The following is a 19,019-nucleotide window of genomic DNA, read 5'->3' as shown; positions in this document are numbered from 1 at the left end:
GGCCTGGCCGGTGGCCCGGTCACAGGCGCAGCCAGCCGCTGGCCAGACCGACAATTGCCGCCACCGCCATCGCGCACAGCAGTAACAGAACCCCCATTTCTACTGGCCGGAAGGCAATGCCCCGGTGGCGCTGCCAGGCCCAGAACAGGAGCGACCCGGGCACGTACAACAGGCTGGACAGCAGCAGGTAGCGGCTTCCGCCCGCCAGCAGCATGGATGCGGCGTAGACCGTGGCGATGCCGGCAATCCAGCGCATCCTCGCGTGCGCAGGCGCATCAATGCCGCCCTCGCCGCCCAGCGACAGCTTCAGCTGGTAGGCAGCCACCAGCAGGTACGGCACCAGCGTCATCGCGCTGATCATCTTCAGCGCCAGGGTGAAGGCGTAGTCGGCAAACCAGCTGACCAGCAGGAAGGTCTGGATCACGCCGTTGGTCAACCACAGCGCGGCATCCGGTACCCCGGCACGGTTCTCGCGCGCAAGCGCGCGTGGCATCGCATCGTTGAGCGCGGCCGAGTGCAGCACTTCGGCGGCCAGCAACGACCAGGACAGGTAATTGCCCAGCACCGAGATCAACAGCCCGATGCTGATGAACAACGCGCCCCAGCGGCCGGCGATGGCTTCCATCACCCCGGCCATGGACGGGGTGCGCAGCGCCGCCAGGTCCGGGCGCAGCAGGATGCCGTAGGACAGGATGGTGACCATCACCAGCAGGCACAGCACGCCCAGGAAGCCGGCCACGGTGGCGATGCCCACGTCTTCGCGGCGGCGCGCATGGCGTGAGTACACGCTGGCGCCTTCGATGCCCACGAACACGAACACGGTCAGCAGCAGCGTGCCCCTTGTCTGTTCCCACAGCGTGCCCGCCCCCGGTGGCTCGCCACCCCACAGGTTCAGCGCGAACACATCCGCGCGGAAGCCCAGCACCAGGAACACGATGAACACCGCCAATGGCACCAGCTTGGCCACCGTGGCAATGGTGTTGATCAGCGCCGCTTCCTTGATGCCGCGCAGGATCAGGAAGTGGAAGCCCCACAGCAGCAGCGAGGCGGAAAGGATCGCCACCACCGTGGTGCCATCGCCGAACACCGGGAAGAACTGGCCCAGGGTGGCCTTGATCAGGATCAGGCAGGCCACGTCGGCCAGGCAGCAGCCCAGCCAGTACCCCACCGCAGAGAGCAGGCCGGCGTAATCGCCGAACCCAGCCTTCGCATATGCGTAGATACCGGTATCCAGTTCCGGCTTCAGCCGCGACAGCGACTGGAACACGAAGGCCAGCATCAGCATGCCGGTGCCTGCGATCGCCCAGGCCAGCAGCGCGCCGTTCACCCCGGTGTTGGCCGCGAACGCGGCGGGCAGCGCGAAGATGCCCGAACCGATCATCGAGCCGACCACCAGCGCGGTCAGCTCCAGCAGCGACAGCTTGCGGCTACCCACGGCGGGGCTCATCGCGGCGTGGTCCTTAGATTTGGATGTAACCCGTTGCGATCCAGTACACGCCCACGATGGCGGCGATCACCGCCACCGCCAGGATGATGAAATCCGACGCCTTGGTGAAGATCTTCTCGCCCTGCTCGCGCCGGGCCCAGAAGTACAGCAGGCTGCCAGGCGCATACAGCACCGCCGAGAGCACGATGAACTTGATGCCGCCGGCGTACAGCAGGAACGCGGTGTAGATCGTGGCCAGGATCGCCAGGGTCAGGTCGCGCCCGCGTTCGTTGGGCCGTTCGTTGTAGGTCTCGCCGCGCCGGGTGATCTTCAGCCCGTAGGCAGCCACCAGCAGGAACGGGATCAGCGACATCGCGCTGGTCAGATTGAGCATCAGCGAGAACGCATCGCGCGACCAGTAGGTGGTGATCACGATCAGCTGGATGATGATGTTGGTGGCCCACAGCGCCGCCGAGGGCACCCCGTTGGCGTTTTCGCGGGCGAAGATGGCCGGCATGTCCTTGGTGCGTGCCGCCGCCGACAGCACCTCGGCGCAGATCAGCGACCAGGCCAGGTAAGCACCCAGCACCGACACCATCAACCCGACGCTGACGAACACCGCGCCCCAGTGGCCCACCACCGCTTCCAGCACGGTGGCCATGGACGGCTGGCGCATGCCGGCGATGTCGGCCCGCTCCAGCACCGCGAACGGCAGAAGGGTCACCAGCACCATCAGCGTGGTGACCACCAGGAACCCGGTGATGGTGGCCGCGCCGACGTCCTTGCGTTCTTTGGCGTAGCGCGAGTAGACGCTGGCGCCTTCGATGCCGAGGAATACGAACACGGTAACCAGCATCGTCGCGCGGACCTGTTCGAAGATGCCACCCTCCAGGTCGCCGCCATAGAAATTGAACTGGAACACGTCCATCTTCATGGCAAAGGCCATGATGACCAGGAACACCACGATCGGGATGACCTTGGCGATGGTGACGATCTTGTTGATCGCCGCGGCCTGCTGAACGCCGCGCAGGATCATGAAATGGAACAGCCAGATACCGGCCGAGGCCACCAGGATCGCCACCACGGTGTTGCCGTCGCCGAAGATCGGGAAGAACGCGCCCAGGGTGGATTTGATCAGCACCCAGTACGATACGTTGCCGATGCAGCTGCCGATCCAGTAACCGAATGCAGACAGGAACCCGGGGTAGTTGCCGAAGCCCTCCTTTGCATAGGCAAACACGCCAGCGTCCAGGTCAGGCTTGCGTTCGGCCAGCAACTGGAACACGCGGGCCAGGGTGTACATGCCCAGGCCCGCGATCAGCCAGGCCACCACCGCCCCCAACGGGCCGGTGGCACCGGCAAAGGTTCGCGGGAGGGAGAAAATACCTGCGCCGATCATGCCGCCGACCACCATGGCGGTCAGTTGCGTGCGCGTCATCTTCACAACGTTCGAGGACATGGCAGGCGTCCACTTGCAGGCTGGAGCATTCAGGATGGAGAGCAAATCGTCAATTCGACGTGAGTGCATTTCCACTATCCGGAATCCGTCATCCCTGCGTGTTTTCTGCTGTATTCAGGGGCGTTTTACCTGTCCGTCCGCCAGCTCCACAACCTGGTGCCCGAACATCGCCACGTCTACCGGGTCGTGGCTGATCAGCAGCAGCGGAATGTCGGTGGCATCCAGCACAGCCTGCAGTTCCTGGCGAAGGTGATCGCGCAGCGCGTGGTCCAGCGCGGCGAAGGGTTCGTCCAGCAGCAGCGCCTGCGGCCGGGTCACCAGCGCCCGCGCCAACGCCGTGCGCTGGCGCTGCCCACCCGATAGCTGTCCCGGCAGCATCTGGGCCAGGTGCTCGATGCGCAGCGCCGCCATCCAGCGCTCCACCTCCAAGTCCGCTGCGCGACGCCGGGGATTCAACCAGCCGCGATGCAGGCCGAACGCGATGTTCTGGCGCACGGTCAGGTGCGGGAACAAGGCGTAGTCCTGGAACACGTACCCCAACTGGCGTTGCTGCGGCGGCAGGTGAAGGCCCTGCGCGGCGTCGAACAGCGTTGAACCGCCCAGCCGGACGTGGCCATCGTGCGGACGCAGCAGCCCGGCAATGGCCTTCAGGGTCAGGCTCTTGCCGGCACCGGACGGGCCGAACAGCACGACCTGCCGTTGCGTGCATTGCAGCTGCACGTCCAGCATGAACCGCTGACCGGGTGCCTCCATCGTGCGGCGGATGTGCAGATCAAGCCACATCGCGGGGCTCCCGCCGGCGCCCGCCGACCAGCCTGGCCGCCGCCAGCAGGATGATGATGCACACCACCGAGGTGAGGATCACCAGGCCATTGGCCGTGTCGTCCTGCCCGGCCTGCACCGCTTCATAGATCGCGATGGAGAGGGTCTGGGTGCGCTCGGGAATGCTGCCGGCCACCATCAAGGTCGCGCCGAACTCGCCCATGGAGCGCGCGAATGCCAGCAACAGGCCGGCGAGGATGCCGCGCCAGGCCAACGGAAGGCTGACCCGCAGGAACAGCGCGAACTCGGAGACGCCGAGCGTTCGTGCCGCCTGCTCCAGCTGTCCATCCACGTCTTCGAACGCGGCGCGTGCAGGCTTGAACACCAGCGGCAGCGAAGCCACCGCGGCGGCAATCACGGCGGCCTGCCAGGTAAACACCAGGTTGATGCCGAAGCTGGACTGCAGCCATGCACCGAGTGGTCCGTTACGCCCGATCACCACCAGCAGGTAGTAGCCCAGCACGGTGGGCGGCAGCACCATCGGCAGGGTCAGCAGCGTGTCCAGCAGCTCGCGCCCGGGAAAGCGTCGCCGCGCCAGCAGCGCGCCCAACGCCACGCCCAGCACCAGGTTAATCGCGGTGGCCCAGCCGGCCACCTTCAGCGACAACCACAACGCGGACCAGTCCAGCGCCATCGATCAGGGTGCGCCGAAACCGTGGCGGCGCAGGATTGCCTGGCCCTGCGGCGACACCACGAACGCCACGAAGCGGCGCGCCTCCACCGCACGGGCACTGCCCTTGATCACCGACACCGGATAGGTGATCGGCGTCTTCAGCGGCACATCGAAGGCACGCACCACGCGGCCGGGCGTGGCCTGGTAATCGCTGGCGTAGACAAAACCGGCATCCACTTCGCCGCGCGCCACGTAGTCGAGGGACTGGCGCACGTTCTGGGTGGTGATGGTCCTGGCGGTGATCGCATCCCACAACCCGGCGTCCTGCAGCGCGGTGCGCGCGTAGCGGCCCACCGGCACGCTGTCCGGGTTACCGATCGCCACCCGCTGCACGCCCTTCCCCACCAGCGCCGCCAACGTTCCGGGAGCATCCTTGCGGCCCGGTGGCACCACCACCACCAGCCGGTTGGTGGCGAAGGTCTGGCGCGAATCCGTTTCCAGCAGCCCGCCCTTGGCCGCCTGGGCCATCGTTTCCATGTCGGCGGTGGCCAGCACATCCACCGGGGCGCCGCGCGAGATCTGCTGCAGCAGCACCCCCGACGCGGCGAAGTTCAGGTCGACCTTGGTGCCCGGATGCGCCGCCTCGTAGGCACTGGCGATGTCACGGAAACTTTCGGTGAGGCTGGATGCAGCCGACACCGTCAGTTCGGCGGCGGTGGCCGGCAACGCGGCCACCATCAGCAACAGGCAGAGCAGTCGTTTCATCGGTCAGGTCCCGGGAGGTTGCCCCGATGATAGCCACGGCGGGATGCCCGCCGCGCGAAGACCGTTACCGTGCCTGCAAGGCGAAGTCCAAACCGGCACGCACGGCGGCCACCTGTGCATCGTTGCATTGCGCCGGTGTGGTCCGCGGGCTGTCCGGGTACACCTCGGTGGTGGTGGCGAAGCGCGCGTCGGTGAAACCGGCGCAGGCGCCGATCGAACGCGATTCGCCCCAGACCACGCCGGGCGACTGCAGCGGCAGCCCGACCAGGTTGCCGTGCGCATCGGCGGGCGCGATGTGGGTGATCGGGGCTACGGCGGTGATCAGGGCACGCTGGAAGGCCGGCTCCGGGTTCTCGCTGTTGCCGATCACATAGAAGCCATCCGGAACGGTTTCCGGGGTCCACGGCTTGCCATCGCGCGAGGCCAGCGCCGGGTCGAACTCATGCGCGTCGCTGTCGGTGGTTTCGTGCAGGTCCAGGTGGACCAGCAGGTCGTCGTTGCGGGCGGCGATCCAGTTCATCAGCGAGGCCGATTCGACGATGCGGCCACCGTCACGGAAACTGCGATTGGGATCGATCGCATCGCGGTTCCAGCGCTGGATGCGCTCGTAGCCCCAGGGGCACACGCAGGGGGCGACGATCAGGTTGATGCGGCCGGCGTACTCGTGCGCGTGGTCGCGCAGGAACTGCAGCGCGCCGTGCACGCCGCTGGTTTCGTAACCGTGCACGCCGCCGGTGACCAGCGCGGCAGGCAGGGCCGGGTCCCAGTTGCGGGTCTTGGCCAGCAACAGCGGGTAGGTATCGGTGATGGATTCGAGTTGGCCGTACTGCACGATTTCCAGTGCATCGGGCAACGCGTTCAACGCGGCGACCACGTCGTCCGCGTAGTCGCGCTGCACGATCTGGCGCGCGCGCCATGCCGCACGTTCGGTATCGCCCCAGGGCTGGCCGGGGGTACCGACGGGGTAGAAATGGGGGGTGGTCATGGGGCACTCCGGAAACGGTTGCGTCCATTGTACGTGCGCAGGGTCATGACGTTGACACGCATGGCTCCTTTACGTGCGCAGGGTCATGGCTTTGACACGCATGGCGTGTCACTACGATCCTTGGTCGCTCGGGATTGGGGTCGGGCGTTGATGGTTGGTTGCGCCCTTCGCGTAGGGACACGCCATGCGTGTCCAGGGGGCCGACACTGCCGGCCCCCGCCCATTTCCCAACCCTATGCGGCTTGTACCTCTTCGTAGCCGTTGAAGCGCATGTCGCTGGATGCGCGGCCCTGGGTGAGCGAGCGCAGCGAGGTGGTGTAGCCGGACAGCTGCGCCAGTGGCGCGTAGCCCAGCACTTCCGCACGTCCACCCTGGTCTTCGATGGAGGCGATGCGGCCACTGCGTCGGTTGAGGTCGCCCACCACGTCACCGACATTCACCGACGGCACGTGGATGGCCACTTCCATCACCGGCTCCAGCAGCGTGGTTCCGGCCTGCAGCAGCGCGGCCTTCACCGCTTCGGCACCGGCCCGATGGAACGCCATGTCGGACGAATCCTTGGCATGTGTCTGCCCGTCGACCAGCGCCACCTCGATGCCCACCACCGGATGGCCGCGCGGACCTTCCGACAGCGCGCTGCGCACGCCCTTCTCCACCGCCGCCACGAAACCGCGCGGAATCACGCCGCCCACGGTACGGTCGACGAAATGCACCTCGCCGTCCTCACGCGGGCTCACATCCAGCACCACCCGGGCGTACTGGCCCTGGCCGCCGGTCTGCTTGACCACCTTGCCTTCCACGCCGCGCAGCGCCTGCTTCAGCGTTTCCTGGTAGGCCACGCGCGGCGCGCCGGTGCGGACATTGACGTTCCACTCGGTGCGCAGCCGTTCCACCATCACTTCCAGGTGCAGCTCGCCCATGCCCCAGACCAGGGTTTCACCGCTGTCCGCTTCGGTTTCGACGCGGAACGACGGGTCTTCCTGGGCCAGGCTGGACAGGCCCTGCGCGATGCGGATCAGGTCGGCCGCCTTTTCCGCGGTCAACCGCCACGCCAGCACCGCGTGCTGCGCCTGGATGGTGTCCAGCAGCAGCGGGCGCGACGGTGCACTGAGCGTTTCACCGCTCACCGCATCCTTCCAGCCCAGCACCGCCACGATGTCACCGGCCACGGCCTGCTTGATGTCGTGGGTCTGGTCGGCCTGCACCCGCACCAGCCGGCTCACCCGGCGTCCCTGCGCATGCTGCGAACTGGCCAACGCATCGCCCACCTTCAGCGTGCCCGAATACACCCGCACGAAGCTCAACGCGCCATGGTGCTGGTGCGTGATCTTGAACAGCAGCGCCGCCAGCGGACCATTCGGATCCGGCGGCAGGCTGACCTCGCCCGCCTCCTCCGTGGCCACCACGGCCGGCCGGTCTTCCGGCGCGGGCAGGTAGTCCACGATGGCATCGAGCAGGGTTTCAATGCCCTTGCTCTTGAACGCCGCGCCCGCCAGCACCGGCACACCGGCACCGGCCAGCGTGGCCCGGCGCAGCGCAGCGCGCAGCGCGGCGGGGTCAACCGCACTACCGTCCAGCCAGGCTTCGGCCAGCTCTTCGTCGTGGTCGGCCACCGCTTCCACCAGTTCCGCACGCCGCGGCTCCCACTCGCTGTGCTCAGCGGTGGTCCACGCGGTGCGGGTCGGCGTGCCGGCGTCGTCCCACTGCACGGTGCTGCGGTCGACCAGGTCGACCCAACCGTGGAAGGCGTTCTCCGCGCCCAACGGCCAGCCGAGCGCCCACGGCCGCGCCTGCAGCTTGTCCTCCAGCTGCGCCAGCACGCGCTCGAACGAGGCGCCGATACGGTCCATCTTGTTGACGAACGCGATCAGCGGCACGCCATGGCGACGGGCCTGGTGCCACACGGTTTCCGATTGCGGCTGCACGCCGTCCACGGCGGAGAACACCGCCACCGCACCGTCGAGCACGCGCAGCGAACGTTCGACTTCAATGGCGAAGTCGATATGTCCGGGCGTATCGATCAGGGTCAGGTGGTGGGTGGGTTCGCCACGCGGCGCCCAATGCGCCTGCACGGCGGCCGCGCCGATGGTGATGCCGCGCTCGCGCTCGATCGCCGAAAAGTCGGTGGTGGCCGCGCCATCGTGGACTTCACCGACGCGATGGATCTCGCCGGTTTTCCACAGCAGGCGCTCGGTGAGCGTGGTCTTGCCGGCGTCGATGTGGGCAATGATGCCGAGGTTGCGCCGGAGGTTCTGGGTCTGGGTGTTCATGAAAGGGGTCTCGCTGCTGCCAACATCAGGGAGCCGCACGCCGCCGTTGGCTAACGGGCGTGCGGCCAGGTTTGGGGCTCGGCGATCTGGTGCATGGCACGTTCTCCTTCATGCGTGGATGTTGCGAAACACTGAAACGAAAAAAGCGCCCAATGGGCGCTCTGTCTGGGGTCCTGCGGTGATCGGATCCGATCAGCCGCCAGAGGAGCCGCGAGGCAGACGCGCCCGTCCCGCGAAAGCGCGGGTGCGAGTAAAAAACGTCAGGAGCGGCATCGAGTTCATGGCGGTGGTTGAGAGGATCTGCGGCGAATTCTAGACCTCTGGGAATGGGTTGCAAGCGATTTTTATCTCCACAGGTAGAACACTGACGACTGTGCCGAGCGGATTATCACGCGGCCGGGGCTTAACTCCCTCCGTTCCCGTTGTTACATGCGAATAGGTCGCAATTGCATTGCCAGCGAAAGTCCTTAAAATGGCGAGTCAACGTCGCGCTGCGACGACCCTGACGCTGGCAGTACATGACCCCCTCCCCTGTTTCCTTCCGCCGGTTGCGTCCCAACCTGCTCGCCCTCGCCTGCTGCTTCGCCAGCGCCGCCGCACCTGCCGCCCTCGCGCAGAACGCCACCGACCTGGATGCGGTGCAGGTCAACGCCTACCGCGCGGCCAACAGCACCAGCGGCGCCACCAAGACCAGTACCAGCATTGCCGAGACGCCGCAGTCCGTTGCCGTCATCGAGCGCGCCGAGCTGGATGCGCGCGGCGTGCAGTCGCTGAACGATGCGATGCGCTACGTGGCCGGCGTGAGCCTGGAAAGCAGCGGCATCGACAACCGCGTGGACGACTTCCGCATCCGCGGCTTCGATGCCGGCAGCTGGGCAAACAACGTAACGCTCGATGGCATGCGCGCCCCCCAGGGCAGCCAGTGGAACCGCAGCATGTTCGACAGCTGGAACCTGGAGCGCGTGGAAGTACTCAAGGGCCCTTCTGCCGTGATTTATGGCCAGGTCGCCCCCGGCGGCATGGTCAACCAGGTCAGCAAGACGCCCACCCCGGACCAGCAGCAGCTTCTGCGCCTGGGCGTGGATGCCAACGGCCAGTACAACGCGGCCTTCGATGTTGGCACCGGCACTGACGACAACGCGCATCTTGTGCGCCTGGTCGGCCTGTACCGCGATGGCGACACCCAGATCAAGCACACCGCGCAGGAGCACTGGTTCCTGGCGCCCAGCTACACCTGGCAGATCGCCGAGCGTACCCGCCTCACCCTGCTCGGCATGTACCAGAAGGACGACGGCGGCTCCACCTACCAGTTCCTGCCGATGGCCGGCACGCTCAACGCCACGCCCTACGGCCACATGAAGAACAGCACCTTCATCGGCCAGCCCGACTGGAACACGTTCGACCGCACGCTGTGGACGGCCGGCTGGATGTTCGAGCACCAGTTCAACGACCACCTCACCCTGACCCAGAACGCACGCCGCACGCACGTGGATTCGCTGTATCGCGGCGTGGTCACCTTCGGCGCGCTCAATGCCGACGGCCGCACCCAGAACCGGCGCGGCGTGCAGGGCACCGGCGATTCCGACGGCGATACCTTTGACACCCGGTTGCAGGCGCGCTTCAGCACCGGCGCGGTCGACCACACCGTGCTGCTCGGCTGGGACTGGCAACGCGCGGATTGGGAAGGCGTGCGCAGCGCGATGAGCAACCCGCGCGCGATCGACATCTTCGATCCCGTTTACTACCCCTATCAGCCCACCGTCACCACCGAAACGCCCACCGCCGGCATCAACCGCCAGAGCGGCGCGTACCTGCAGGACCAGCTGGCCGCCGGCAACTGGCGCCTGACCCTGGGCGGTCGCTACGACTGGACGAAAGATGACACGCTGAGCGCCACCCGCAACATCGCCACCGGCATCTCCCAGCCGGGCACGCACAACGTGATCAAGAACGAAGCGTTCACCGGCCGTGCCGGCGTGCTGTATGTGTTCGAGAACGGGCTGACCCCGTACGTCAGCTACGCCGAATCGTTCCAGCCGTCCACCAAGTCGCCGTTGGACAGCTTCACCCAGACCGCCTTCGACCCGGTCACCGGTTCGCAGTGGGAAGCCGGCCTGAAGTACCAGCCGGCGCACGTGGATGGGCTGGTCACCCTGGCCGTGTATGACCTGCGCCAGGAGAACATGATTGTCGATGACCCCGTGGCCAGCCACCGCAACTGCGGGGCTACCGGCACGGCAGTCTGTTCGATCCAGGGCGATGAAGGCCGCGTGCGCGGCATTGAACTCGAAGGGCGCATCACGCCCATCGCCGGCCTGAGCCTGATCGGTGCCGCCTCGCGGATGGAGTCGGAAATGCTGCGTTCATCGGCGTACCGCGGCAGGCAGCTGGCAATGGTGCCGGACCTGTCCGCCTCGTTCTGGGCCGATTACACCTTCCAGGCCGGGGCGCTGCGTGGGCTGAGCCTGGCGGCCGGAGCACGCTACAACGGGGTGAGCTATGGCGACAGCGCCAACCTGTACCGCATTCCGTCGTACACCCTGTTTGATGCGGCCCTCCGCTATGACGTGGGCCAGTTCGGCAACACGTCGGTCAAGCTTGCGCTCAACGCCAGCAACCTGGCCGACAAGCGCTACGTGTCCACCTGTACCGGTGTCTCGTCGTGCTACTACGGCAGCGGCCGCACGGTAACGGCCACCGCCACCATCGGATGGTAAAACTCCGACGCTCCGCAGCATGCGGAACGCCGGAGTCGTGTTGCCGTTACAGGTAGATCACGTTCAGCGTGGCGCTGCCGTTGATCGGTGCATCCTCGGTGAGGGTCAGGCCATTGGTCGGCATGATCTTCGCCACCACGTGCACGACGCCCTGCAACGCTTCAATCGGCGACGGTCCGGTGGTGACCGACTGTTCCGTGGTGAAGCCAAGGATGTGATCCTGCATCAGCGGCGGGTGGGTGTAGGTGGAGTCGCTGCTGGTCCAGGTCAGGCCGCTGTCCTGGGACGCCGTCCAGAACGCGTCCGCACCATCTGCGGTGACGGCACCGACGCGGATCTCGGCACCGCCGATCTTCTCGTCGGCCGGGGTCATGCCGAGGCCGTAATGGCCTGCCACTGCACTGCTGGCAGCGGCGTTGTCGACGCCTTCAAAGGCGAAGCGAACCGCCGATTCGCAGGCCACGGCCAACGAAATCTCGACCGGCTCGAACACCGTCATGCTGTCGGTGTTCAGCGAGTCGGCGCGGATGTCGCCCAGGTCGGCGATGCCACCACCGCCGAGGTCCACGGTGCAGGCGCCCGGAAAGATTTTCCCGGCAATGGAGAGGTCGGCCGTCTGTGCGAAGGCGGCCGGAGCGAAGGCGGCCGAGGACGCAATGGCCAGGGAAAGCAGGGTCGTGGTGAACTTCATGGTGATTCCTTGTGGAGTGGGTTACAGCGATTGACGTGGTCAATAGCAACCACCTGGTTGATTGACCCTATGGAACGCTGCAAAGGTTACGGGCCGATCACGCCACCACACATGCAACTTTGTTCAAAACCAGGTGCAAATAGTTGTATTTGAGTCGTTTCCAGCACGGCTAGAGATAGACCATCTCGATGGTCACCGCGCCATCAAGCAGCACCTCCTCACCCGCCCCCAACGCGGTGGTGGGGGCCAGCTGCACGTCCACGTGCAGCGTGGCGCCCAGGTTGTCCACCGCTGCAGGCATGACGTGTCCCGGCATGGCGAAGGCGTACACCGCGCTCTGCGCATCGAAGCGCTGCAGCGGTGCGCCCTCTTCGTGCGCGCTCCAGGTGCTGGCGCGCTCGCCATTGCCGCGCAGCACCTGCAGGGCCTGTCCGTCGGCGATCACGGCACCCATCGACAGCACATAGAGCCCTGCGATGCCGCCTCGACCTGTGCCCAGCGCAAAACGCGCTGGACCGGGCACGGCGGCCGCCCAGCCAGCCGCTGACCCGCCGCCGGCACGGTTGTCCAGCAGCTTCAGGGCCAGCAGCGTCGGCCCGTTGCAATTCAACTGCAGCTGCACCGAACGCCGTGCCAACGCGGTGGCTGCCTCCGGATCCAGGCTGCTGCGCGGCACGGTGCCCAGCTCGAGCGTGGCCGGCGTCAACCGTGGCGTACAGGAGCGCGGCATGGCCTCCGCGCGCAGGTCCAGTGCGGCGAACTCGCGGGCGTCCTCGGCGTTGAGCAGGCCCTGCGTTTCCCACACCTGCGCGTCGCGTACCGCGCCCAGGTCGGCGGTCAGCCAGGTCTGCACGTCGATCTGCGCCGAGAGCCGGCTGCCCGATATCTGGTGGCCGGCACGTACCGGCACCCATGCATGCTCGGGCGACCACTCCATCACCTCGGCAATGCGGCTGGGCGGCTCGCCGGGCACGGTTACCAGCCCGATATCCGCTGGCAGTTCGTCCACCCGCACGTCATGCACGCGCAGGGTGTAGCCACCGGCCCCGCCAAAATCGAACTGGTACGGGTCGCGCGAGTGTGCATGGAACAGCATGGTCAGGTTGATCGGTTGCGGGCACACCAGGTTGAGGAACAGCGTGCGCGTGGGCAGCGCCATTCCGGCCGGGCGGGTCAGGCCCGGCCGTCGCGCCAGCCCGAGCGGCAGCGTGGTGGCCTGCAGCGGAACCAGCTGCCCGTAGTCGATCAACGCCGGTGACAGCGTCATGGTGCAGCGCTTGAGCGGGTCGATCCGCGCCTGCGCGGTTGCCGCCGTGGTCAGCAGCAGCGTGCACAGCAGCATCCGCATCGCCAGGCCGGTCGCCCTCATGGTGAAGGCTCCGCCGCGCCAGGCATGCACGGCACCGTTGCAGAGGGCATCGTCACGTTTTCATCCTCGTGATCGTCCAGCCGGTAGCTGAGCGTACACACGCGTTCGTCAGGTAGGTGCAGCTCCAGGGTTTCGCCATCCACCGCATCGCGTACGAACAAGGAGCCACTGGCGGTGACCATCCCCACCAGGTCGTCGTTGCTGCGGAACGCGGTGGTGCCGCGCGGCAGCGCGGAGCCGTCGGGCTGTTTCGGCAGCAACTGGATGCGCCGGCTGAAGCGCGTTTCCAGCTCGAGCTGCGCCACCGCGCCGCGCCCGGCTTCCAGCGAGAGCACCCCGTTGCCCAGGATCATGTTGCGCGGCAGGCTGTTGGGGTCCACCTCCACGAGGCTGGTCGTGTAGGGCGTGAGCTGTGCCACCACCGCCCTGCCCCAGGGGTCGGTCCAGACCGGCCCATACGGGGTGCCGATCTCTACCCCGGCGATCCTGTCGCTGAGCGCGACGATGCCGAAGGTGTCCTGGATCGGGTACGGCGACACGGTCACGCCGCGCCCGTGCACCGCCACCCCGCCACTGAGCAGCACCGAGCCTGAGGAGCTGCCGAGGCTGGAACGCGTGTACGACACACTGGCCTGCAGGTAGCGCGGCAACCACGCCGCCGATGCACTGGTGTCGGTGCGGCCGGTCCACGAATCGCGGTCGACCCCGAGCCGGTAGCTCAAGGTGTTGCTGGGCGAATCGCTGTAGGAAACGCCGATGCGTTCGCCGGAACGATCGTGCTGCACGTTGGTGCGTGCCCGGCGGCGCTCGCCCAGTGGAACGCTCACGCTGAGGTACACCCGGTAGGCGTCGCCCTCTACGGTGTCCCGCCTGCCGTCAGGTACATCATTCTGTGCCAGGTCATGCTCGGCGTTGAGCGACACCGAGGCCCAGCGGAAGTTGCGCCCCCATGACAGCGACGCCCGCGAGATCGGGCGGCCGTCGAACACGGTGGCGCGCGAATACCCCGCACTGATCGAGCCCAGCCAGCGCGTGGACCAGCTGAGCGATACGTTGGCCTGCTCCCGGTAGCGTGCGCGGCTGGCGCCATCGGCAGTGACCGACAGCACATCGAGCAGCTCACGATAGTCGCGGGACTGCAGCGCAACGCCTGCATTGAAGGAGAGCTGGCTGCCCAGGGTCTGCTGCAGGCCCAGGCCGGCATGCCACCCGCCGTGCGTGCCGTCGGCATCCCTTGCCTGCGAGAGCAGCACATAGGGATTGATCGAGGTTCCCTGCCGCCAGCCGACGAACGCGCTGCTGCCGACCGCGGTGTAGTCCTGCGCCGCCATCGCCGCCACGCTGCCGGTGCCCCAACCGCCCAGGGCACCGCTCCAGCTGGCGCTGGCCACCCACGGTTGCCGCCCCGGGGCCAGCTCCACGTTGCGTACCTGCCCCAGCGCAACGGTGTAGCCGCTCTGCGGCCGCACCAACCCGGCCAGCGCCACGGCCGGCACGGTGAAGCCATGCTCGCGGCCGTCAGCCTCGATCACCTTCACCTCCACGTCGGTCAACGCCGACAGTGCCGGCAGCCCGGTCAGGCTGAAGCGCCCGGCTTCCACCACCGTGGCGTACAGCAGCACGCCGCGCTGGCGCACTTCCACCCGCGCGTTGGAGTCGGCCATGCCGCTGATCACCGGGCCATCGGCCACCTGCAGCGCCGCTTCGGGCAGCAGCTGCACGCCGGTGATCGAGGTACCGGGCAGCACCGGGCTGAGCATGTCCAGTTCGCCCAGCTGGGCCACCGCTTTCCAGCGGGCGAAGGTGCGCTGCGCGTAACTCTGGGTGATGTCCAGCGTGGATTCGTCCTTCGAGCGCGTATAGCTCTGGCGGCTTCGGAAGATCCAGTCACCGGCGTTGAAACCCGCCTCTGTGATGGCCGCCACGTAGGTACTGGCGCCGCTGCTGCCATCGCTGCGGGTGGTCATCACGCTGTAGTTGAACAGGCCCGCTGCCCCGCCCTGCACGAACCCGCCCACGCCTTCCCGGCCCGGCAGCCGGCTCTCGCCGGGCACCAGCAGGGTCACGGTACGCATGGCCGGGTCCTTGTCGACCGTGGTTGCCGGGTAAGCCTGCCTGAAATCGTCACAGGCCAAGGTGCCATCGGGCCCGGTTGCCTTGGGTGGCTTCAGCCCGGCGCGCCCCAACAGCGCCTGGTCGAAGCACAGTCTGCCCTCCTCGTCGAAGACAACCACCGTCTCCCCGATACGCTGGTTGTTGACCATCAACGTGACGGTCTGCCTGCCAGGGGTAAAGCGGGCGCCGCGACTCAGGTACTCGCCGAGCTTGGGATCCAGGCCGCGCTGGCGCAGCAGGTCGGCGTCGAACTCCAGCTCTTCGTCTTCGTCAGGTGACGTCGGATCGGCGGGCGCATCCTGCCCCCGCACAGGCGCTGCAAGCAGGGTGCCGCACAGCAGCAGGCCGCTCATCCATCGCGCCGATTGAACCGTGCATCTCCGGCCCATCACCCCGTACCTGCTGCCTGGAATCCCCCGATTCACCAGCAACCGCAACCACGCTTCCGTCAGTTACGGCATTACCGCGCCCTACAGGTAGATCACATTGAGGGTGACGCTGCCACTGATCGACACCTCATCGGTAAGGCGGATCGCCTCAAGCGGTTGGATCCGGGTGCCCACGTAGAGGTTGCCCTGCAACGAAGTGGTTGCTGCCGGGCCGGTGGTGACGCCCTGCTCCTTGGCGAACCCGCGCAGCTGGTTCGGCTGCAGGTCGCTCAAGGAAGCGCCGCTGGACGCATCCCAGCTGGCGCCACTGTCCGACGACGCGGTGCCGTAGGCCGGCGCGGCATCGGCGGTGACGTTGCCGAGCATGAGTTCAGCGCCGCCGATGCGCTCGGACTCCGGCGTCAAACCCAGCCCATACATCCGCGTGTACGCTGAGCTCTCGTTGCGGTTGTCGATGCCTTCCAGTGCAAATCGCATCGGAGACTCGCATGCCACCGCCAATGTCAGCATCACCGGTTCCAGGTCGGTGGGCACAGTGGCGTTGAGCTGGGCCGCATTGATGAGGCCCAGATCGGCAACCCCGCCACTGCCCAGCTGGATGTCGCACGAACCCGGGAAGATCCGGCCGGTGATGGACACGTCGGTCGACTGTGCCGAAGCACGCGGCGCGGCCGCAACAAGAGCGAGGGCAAGCAGGGTCATGGCAAGCTTCATGGCGGCGTCCTCTTCCAGCAAGATTGGTTTACAGGTACATCACGTTGATGGTGGCACTGCCATTGATCGGCACGTCACCCGTAATGGTCATGCCGCTGGTCGGCGCGATGGACGCCTTGACCTCCAGCGTACCCTGCAGGCTTTCAATGCCCGTAGGACCGGTGGTGACGCCCTGCTCCGCCGCGAAACCGACCATGCCGTCCGTCGGGATGAGGGCCGGATTGCCGGCGACACTGTTGGACCAGGTCGCGCCGCCGTCGTAGGAGGTGGTTGCAAAGCCATTTGCACTGTCGATGCTGATGCCCTTCAACCCAATGGTGGCACTGCCGATCTTCTCGTCGTCGGCAGTGCGGCCCAGCCCGTAGCGGAATGCGGTGTACGCGCTGTCGCCGGTATTGTCCACGCCCTGCAGCGCGAAACGGACGGCAGAGTCGCACGACACGCTCACGGTCAGGTCGACCGGGTCCAGCTCGGTCATCTTCTCGGCATCAAGCGAGGTTGAACGGATGTCGCCGAGCTCGGCAACGCCGCCGTTGCCCAGGTCGATCACGCAGGCGCCCGGCAGGATCTTGTCGGTAATGGACAGGTCAGCCGACTGCGCAAAGGCGTTCGGGGCGACGGCGGCCGAAGAAGCGATGGCCAGGGCCATCAGCGTGTGGGTGAGCTTCATGGTGAATTCCTCGTGGCTGGGTTCGCAGGCAATGGGATCGGTCAATCGTGGGCAAATGTTTGATTGATCCGATGGATCGCCGCACACGATACGGGTCGATTACGCCACGCCATATGCAACTCGTTTCAAATCGAGGTGCAAAACGTTGTATTCGCGCCGCTAGTTGCCGCGGCTCACTGGTGCTTCGAAATGATCGGTCTGGAAACCGAACACCGTGGCCGGATGGATGCGCACGCGCGCATCGCTGGCAGCACCGGGAGGCAACTTGATGGTGAGGCGCTGGTTGGGCAACACGTACGAGCGGGACAATCCCATGACCGTATTGGACGGCAGCGATTCAAATTCCTGTGACAGCCGCACGACGTACTTGCTGTCGTTGCTGACCGTGAGGTTGCCATCGGCTACGGTCCACTTGAGGAACTTCCATGGATCCCTGACCAGCTCCAGTCCTGCGGGATGGATGATCAGCGGCAGGTTCTGGCGTACGGTCACGCCCACTTCGTTGCGCTTCTGCGCGCGCTTGGGCTTGCCCTTTGCCCCCTCGAACACCACGCGGCGCAGGCGCTGCACGTCCGTTTTCCGGATCTCATCGAGCAGGGTGAACGTCACCTTCTGCTGCTGCCCCGGCTTGACCGAGGTCGTGCCCGATGCCGGATCGATGGATGCCACTTCGATCGTGTCTTCGTCGATGGGCAGGATTTCCACCAGCAGCATGTCGGTGGTCTGGCCGGTGTTCTTGACCAGGATGGAGGTGGATGCCTTGTCGGTCGGAAGAATCACGATCGAACTTTCCGGCGTCATGCCGTCGGCGCGGGCAATCTGCGCGCTGCCCAGCACAGCCAGGCCCGCAACCAGGGCGGGAACAGCGAATCGTGCAATAGCCATGGGACCAGCTCCTCAAGGGTGTCCTGGCTGCTACTGCCCGCGCGATGAGGTGAAGCAGTGCGCAGCCGATGAATCCCCCGATTCACAAGCCCCCCGGCCTGGTGCCGGGGTGGTGCTGTTGCCTTGCTGGCGCATTCATGCGCCCACGGCCGTGAAATGATGGTGAAGGGCCGACGCACCGGCCACGCGGTGCGTCGGCGCTGGGGCAGCACTTACAGGTAGGTCAGGTTGATGGTGGCGCTGCCCTGGACCGGCACGTCCTCGGTAACAGTCAGCTCGCTGGTCGGCGCAATGGTGGCGCGGACCTTCACCGTGCCCTGCAGGTTCTTGATCGCGGTCGGGCCGTTTTCGATCGGACCGACGCCGAAACCAAGCAGCTCACCCTTCGGGATCGTGGCACTCCCGGGGAACAGGTCAATGACCCAGTTGTCGCCGCCATCGTTGGAGCGCATCGTCTTGGCCGGCTCGCTATCAGCGGTGACATCCACGACAACCAGGCGTGCACTGCCGATCTTCTCGTCGGACGCAGTGAAGCCAAGGCCGTACTGGGACGGCGAGATCGAGCTGTCATGATTGTTGTCCACGCCGTCCAGCGCGAAGCGGACGGCAGATTCGCAGGCCACGGTCATGTTCATGTCCACATCGCCGAGCACGGTGTTGATGTCGGCCTGCAGCGAATCCAGGCGGATGTCGCCCAGATCGGCCACACCGCCGTTGCCGAGTTCGACAACGCAGGCGCCGGGGAAGATCCGGCCGGTGATGGACAGGTCAGCCGACTGCGCGAAGGCGGTCGGGGCGATGGCGGCCGAAGAAGCGATGGCCAGGGCGATCAGAGTGCTGCGGAACTTCATGGGAGTTTTCCTCGTGGTGGGTTGTCAAACAATCGAGCTGGTCAATCGCGAGCGAATGCTTGATTGACCCTGTGGAACGCAAAGATTACGGGTCGATTCCGCCACCACACATGCAACTATCTTCAAATGACGCTGCAAATAGTTGCATTCGCGTCAAATGCGTCAGGACGCCCCTCCGCCCGTCCAAAGCCCGCTATTGGCGTGTTTACAGCTGACAACACGCACGCCGATGCCGCGCGGGAGCACCGTCTCTCCCACGGGGATGCAGCGTTGTGCTA

General features: G+C 66.3%; 15 protein-coding genes. 1 reads left to right on the top strand and 14 read right to left on the bottom strand.

The window, feature by feature from the left end; all coding sequences use genetic code 11:
• Positions 1–19: 19 nt before the first annotated feature.
• From NMB40_RS07700 to fusA, 7 genes are all read right to left on the bottom strand, one after another.
• Positions 20–1,447: a basic amino acid/polyamine antiporter gene (locus NMB40_RS07700; RefSeq protein WP_494360657.1), complete on the bottom strand. Its 1,428-nt coding sequence runs from the start codon at positions 1,445–1,447 to the stop codon at positions 20–22.
• Positions 1,448–1,460: 13 nt separating this feature from the next.
• On the bottom strand, positions 1,461–2,885 hold the full coding sequence (locus NMB40_RS07695; RefSeq protein WP_494360656.1) for a basic amino acid/polyamine antiporter: 1,425 nt from the start codon (positions 2,883–2,885) through the stop codon (positions 1,461–1,463).
• Between the two features lie 114 nt (positions 2,886–2,999).
• The gene (locus NMB40_RS07690; protein ID WP_494360655.1) at positions 3,000–3,668 is read right to left on the bottom strand and encodes a sulfate/molybdate ABC transporter ATP-binding protein; all 669 of its coding nucleotides are present in this window, start codon (positions 3,666–3,668) and stop codon (positions 3,000–3,002) included.
• Entirely contained in the window at positions 3,658–4,341 is a 684-nt protein-coding gene (gene modB, locus NMB40_RS07685) for a molybdate ABC transporter permease subunit (protein ID WP_494360654.1), read from the bottom strand. Before modB ends, NMB40_RS07690 begins: the two co-directional genes overlap by 11 nt.
• 3 nt (positions 4,342–4,344) lie before the next feature.
• Positions 4,345–5,085, bottom strand: a complete 741-nt coding sequence (modA, locus tag NMB40_RS07680) for a molybdate ABC transporter substrate-binding protein (RefSeq protein ID WP_494360653.1) — start codon at positions 5,083–5,085, stop codon at positions 4,345–4,347.
• A gap of 64 nt (positions 5,086–5,149) precedes the next feature.
• Complete coding sequence (locus NMB40_RS07675) at positions 5,150–6,070, bottom strand: M14 family metallopeptidase (RefSeq protein WP_494360652.1); 921 nt, start codon at positions 6,068–6,070, stop codon at positions 5,150–5,152.
• A gap of 233 nt (positions 6,071–6,303) precedes the next feature.
• The gene (gene fusA / locus NMB40_RS07670; RefSeq protein WP_494360651.1) at positions 6,304–8,340 is read right to left on the bottom strand and encodes an elongation factor G; all 2,037 of its coding nucleotides are present in this window, start codon (positions 8,338–8,340) and stop codon (positions 6,304–6,306) included.
• A gap of 518 nt (positions 8,341–8,858) precedes the next feature.
• On the opposite strand from fusA, the gene NMB40_RS07665 reads away from it, so the two are divergent.
• A complete protein-coding gene (locus tag NMB40_RS07665) occupies positions 8,859–11,057 on the top strand; it encodes a TonB-dependent siderophore receptor (protein WP_494360650.1) in 2,199 nt (732 codons plus the stop codon).
• A gap of 46 nt (positions 11,058–11,103) precedes the next feature.
• Here the strand turns inward: NMB40_RS07665 and NMB40_RS07660 are convergent, their stop codons facing one another.
• The 7 genes from NMB40_RS07660 to NMB40_RS07630 all read right to left on the bottom strand — a co-directional run bounded on the left by NMB40_RS07660 (position 11,104) and on the right by NMB40_RS07630 (position 18,741).
• Positions 11,104–11,748, bottom strand: a complete 645-nt coding sequence (locus tag NMB40_RS07660) for a DUF1120 domain-containing protein (protein ID WP_494360649.1) — start codon at positions 11,746–11,748, stop codon at positions 11,104–11,106.
• A gap of 169 nt (positions 11,749–11,917) precedes the next feature.
• Complete coding sequence (locus NMB40_RS07655) at positions 11,918–13,117, bottom strand: DUF1120 domain-containing protein (RefSeq protein WP_494360648.1); 1,200 nt, start codon at positions 13,115–13,117, stop codon at positions 11,918–11,920.
• Positions 13,114–15,585, bottom strand: coding sequence for a fimbria/pilus outer membrane usher protein (locus NMB40_RS07650; RefSeq protein ID WP_494360647.1), 2,472 nt, complete (start codon positions 15,583–15,585; stop codon positions 13,114–13,116). Before NMB40_RS07650 ends, NMB40_RS07655 begins: the two co-directional genes overlap by 4 nt.
• Before the next feature lie 117 nt (positions 15,586–15,702).
• Positions 15,703–16,335, bottom strand: coding sequence for a DUF1120 domain-containing protein (locus tag NMB40_RS07645; RefSeq protein ID WP_494360646.1), 633 nt, complete (start codon positions 16,333–16,335; stop codon positions 15,703–15,705).
• Positions 16,336–16,363: 28 nt separating this feature from the next.
• Positions 16,364–17,005, bottom strand: a complete 642-nt coding sequence (locus NMB40_RS07640) for a DUF1120 domain-containing protein (protein WP_494360645.1) — start codon at positions 17,003–17,005, stop codon at positions 16,364–16,366.
• A gap of 159 nt (positions 17,006–17,164) precedes the next feature.
• Positions 17,165–17,890, bottom strand: a complete 726-nt coding sequence (locus tag NMB40_RS07635) for a fimbria/pilus chaperone family protein (RefSeq protein ID WP_494360644.1) — start codon at positions 17,888–17,890, stop codon at positions 17,165–17,167.
• Positions 17,891–18,102: 212 nt separating this feature from the next.
• Entirely contained in the window at positions 18,103–18,741 is a 639-nt protein-coding gene (locus NMB40_RS07630) for a DUF1120 domain-containing protein (protein WP_494360643.1), read from the bottom strand.
• Positions 18,742–19,019 lie beyond the last annotated feature (278 nt).

It is taken from the genome of Stenotrophomonas sp. FBCC-B152 (genome assembly GCF_059134105.1).
Note: the sequence above shows the minus strand (reverse complement) of the source record. Positions and strands in the feature narration are given on the sequence as shown.

Excerpts from the sequence above, each read along its gene's own strand:
- NMB40_RS07675 (WP_494360652.1), bottom strand. The coding sequence starts at position 6,070 with ATGACCACCCCCCATTTCTACCCCGTCGGTACCCCCGGCCAGCCCTGG.
- NMB40_RS07700 (WP_494360657.1), bottom strand. The coding sequence starts at position 1,447 with ATGAGCCCCGCCGTGGGTAGCCGCAAGCTGTCGCTGCTGGAGCTGACC.
- NMB40_RS07655 (WP_494360648.1), bottom strand. The coding sequence starts at position 13,117 with ATGAGGGCGACCGGCCTGGCGATGCGGATGCTGCTGTGCACGCTGCTG.
- modB (WP_494360654.1), bottom strand. The coding sequence starts at position 4,341 with ATGGCGCTGGACTGGTCCGCGTTGTGGTTGTCGCTGAAGGTGGCCGGC.
- NMB40_RS07650 (WP_494360647.1), bottom strand. The coding sequence starts at position 15,585 with ATGAGCGGCCTGCTGCTGTGCGGCACCCTGCTTGCAGCGCCTGTGCGG.
- NMB40_RS07640 (WP_494360645.1), bottom strand. The coding sequence starts at position 17,005 with ATGAAGCTCACCCACACGCTGATGGCCCTGGCCATCGCTTCTTCGGCC.
- NMB40_RS07665 (WP_494360650.1), top strand. The coding sequence starts at position 8,859 with ATGACCCCCTCCCCTGTTTCCTTCCGCCGGTTGCGTCCCAACCTGCTC.
- NMB40_RS07695 (WP_494360656.1), bottom strand. The coding sequence starts at position 2,885 with ATGTCCTCGAACGTTGTGAAGATGACGCGCACGCAACTGACCGCCATG.
- NMB40_RS07690 (WP_494360655.1), bottom strand. The coding sequence starts at position 3,668 with ATGTGGCTTGATCTGCACATCCGCCGCACGATGGAGGCACCCGGTCAG.
- modA (WP_494360653.1), bottom strand. The coding sequence starts at position 5,085 with ATGAAACGACTGCTCTGCCTGTTGCTGATGGTGGCCGCGTTGCCGGCC.
- fusA (WP_494360651.1), bottom strand. The coding sequence starts at position 8,340 with ATGAACACCCAGACCCAGAACCTCCGGCGCAACCTCGGCATCATTGCC.
- NMB40_RS07660 (WP_494360649.1), bottom strand. The coding sequence starts at position 11,748 with ATGAAGTTCACCACGACCCTGCTTTCCCTGGCCATTGCGTCCTCGGCC.
- NMB40_RS07635 (WP_494360644.1), bottom strand. The coding sequence starts at position 17,890 with ATGGCTATTGCACGATTCGCTGTTCCCGCCCTGGTTGCGGGCCTGGCT.
- NMB40_RS07645 (WP_494360646.1), bottom strand. The coding sequence starts at position 16,335 with ATGAAGCTTGCCATGACCCTGCTTGCCCTCGCTCTTGTTGCGGCCGCG.
- NMB40_RS07630 (WP_494360643.1), bottom strand. The coding sequence starts at position 18,741 with ATGAAGTTCCGCAGCACTCTGATCGCCCTGGCCATCGCTTCTTCGGCC.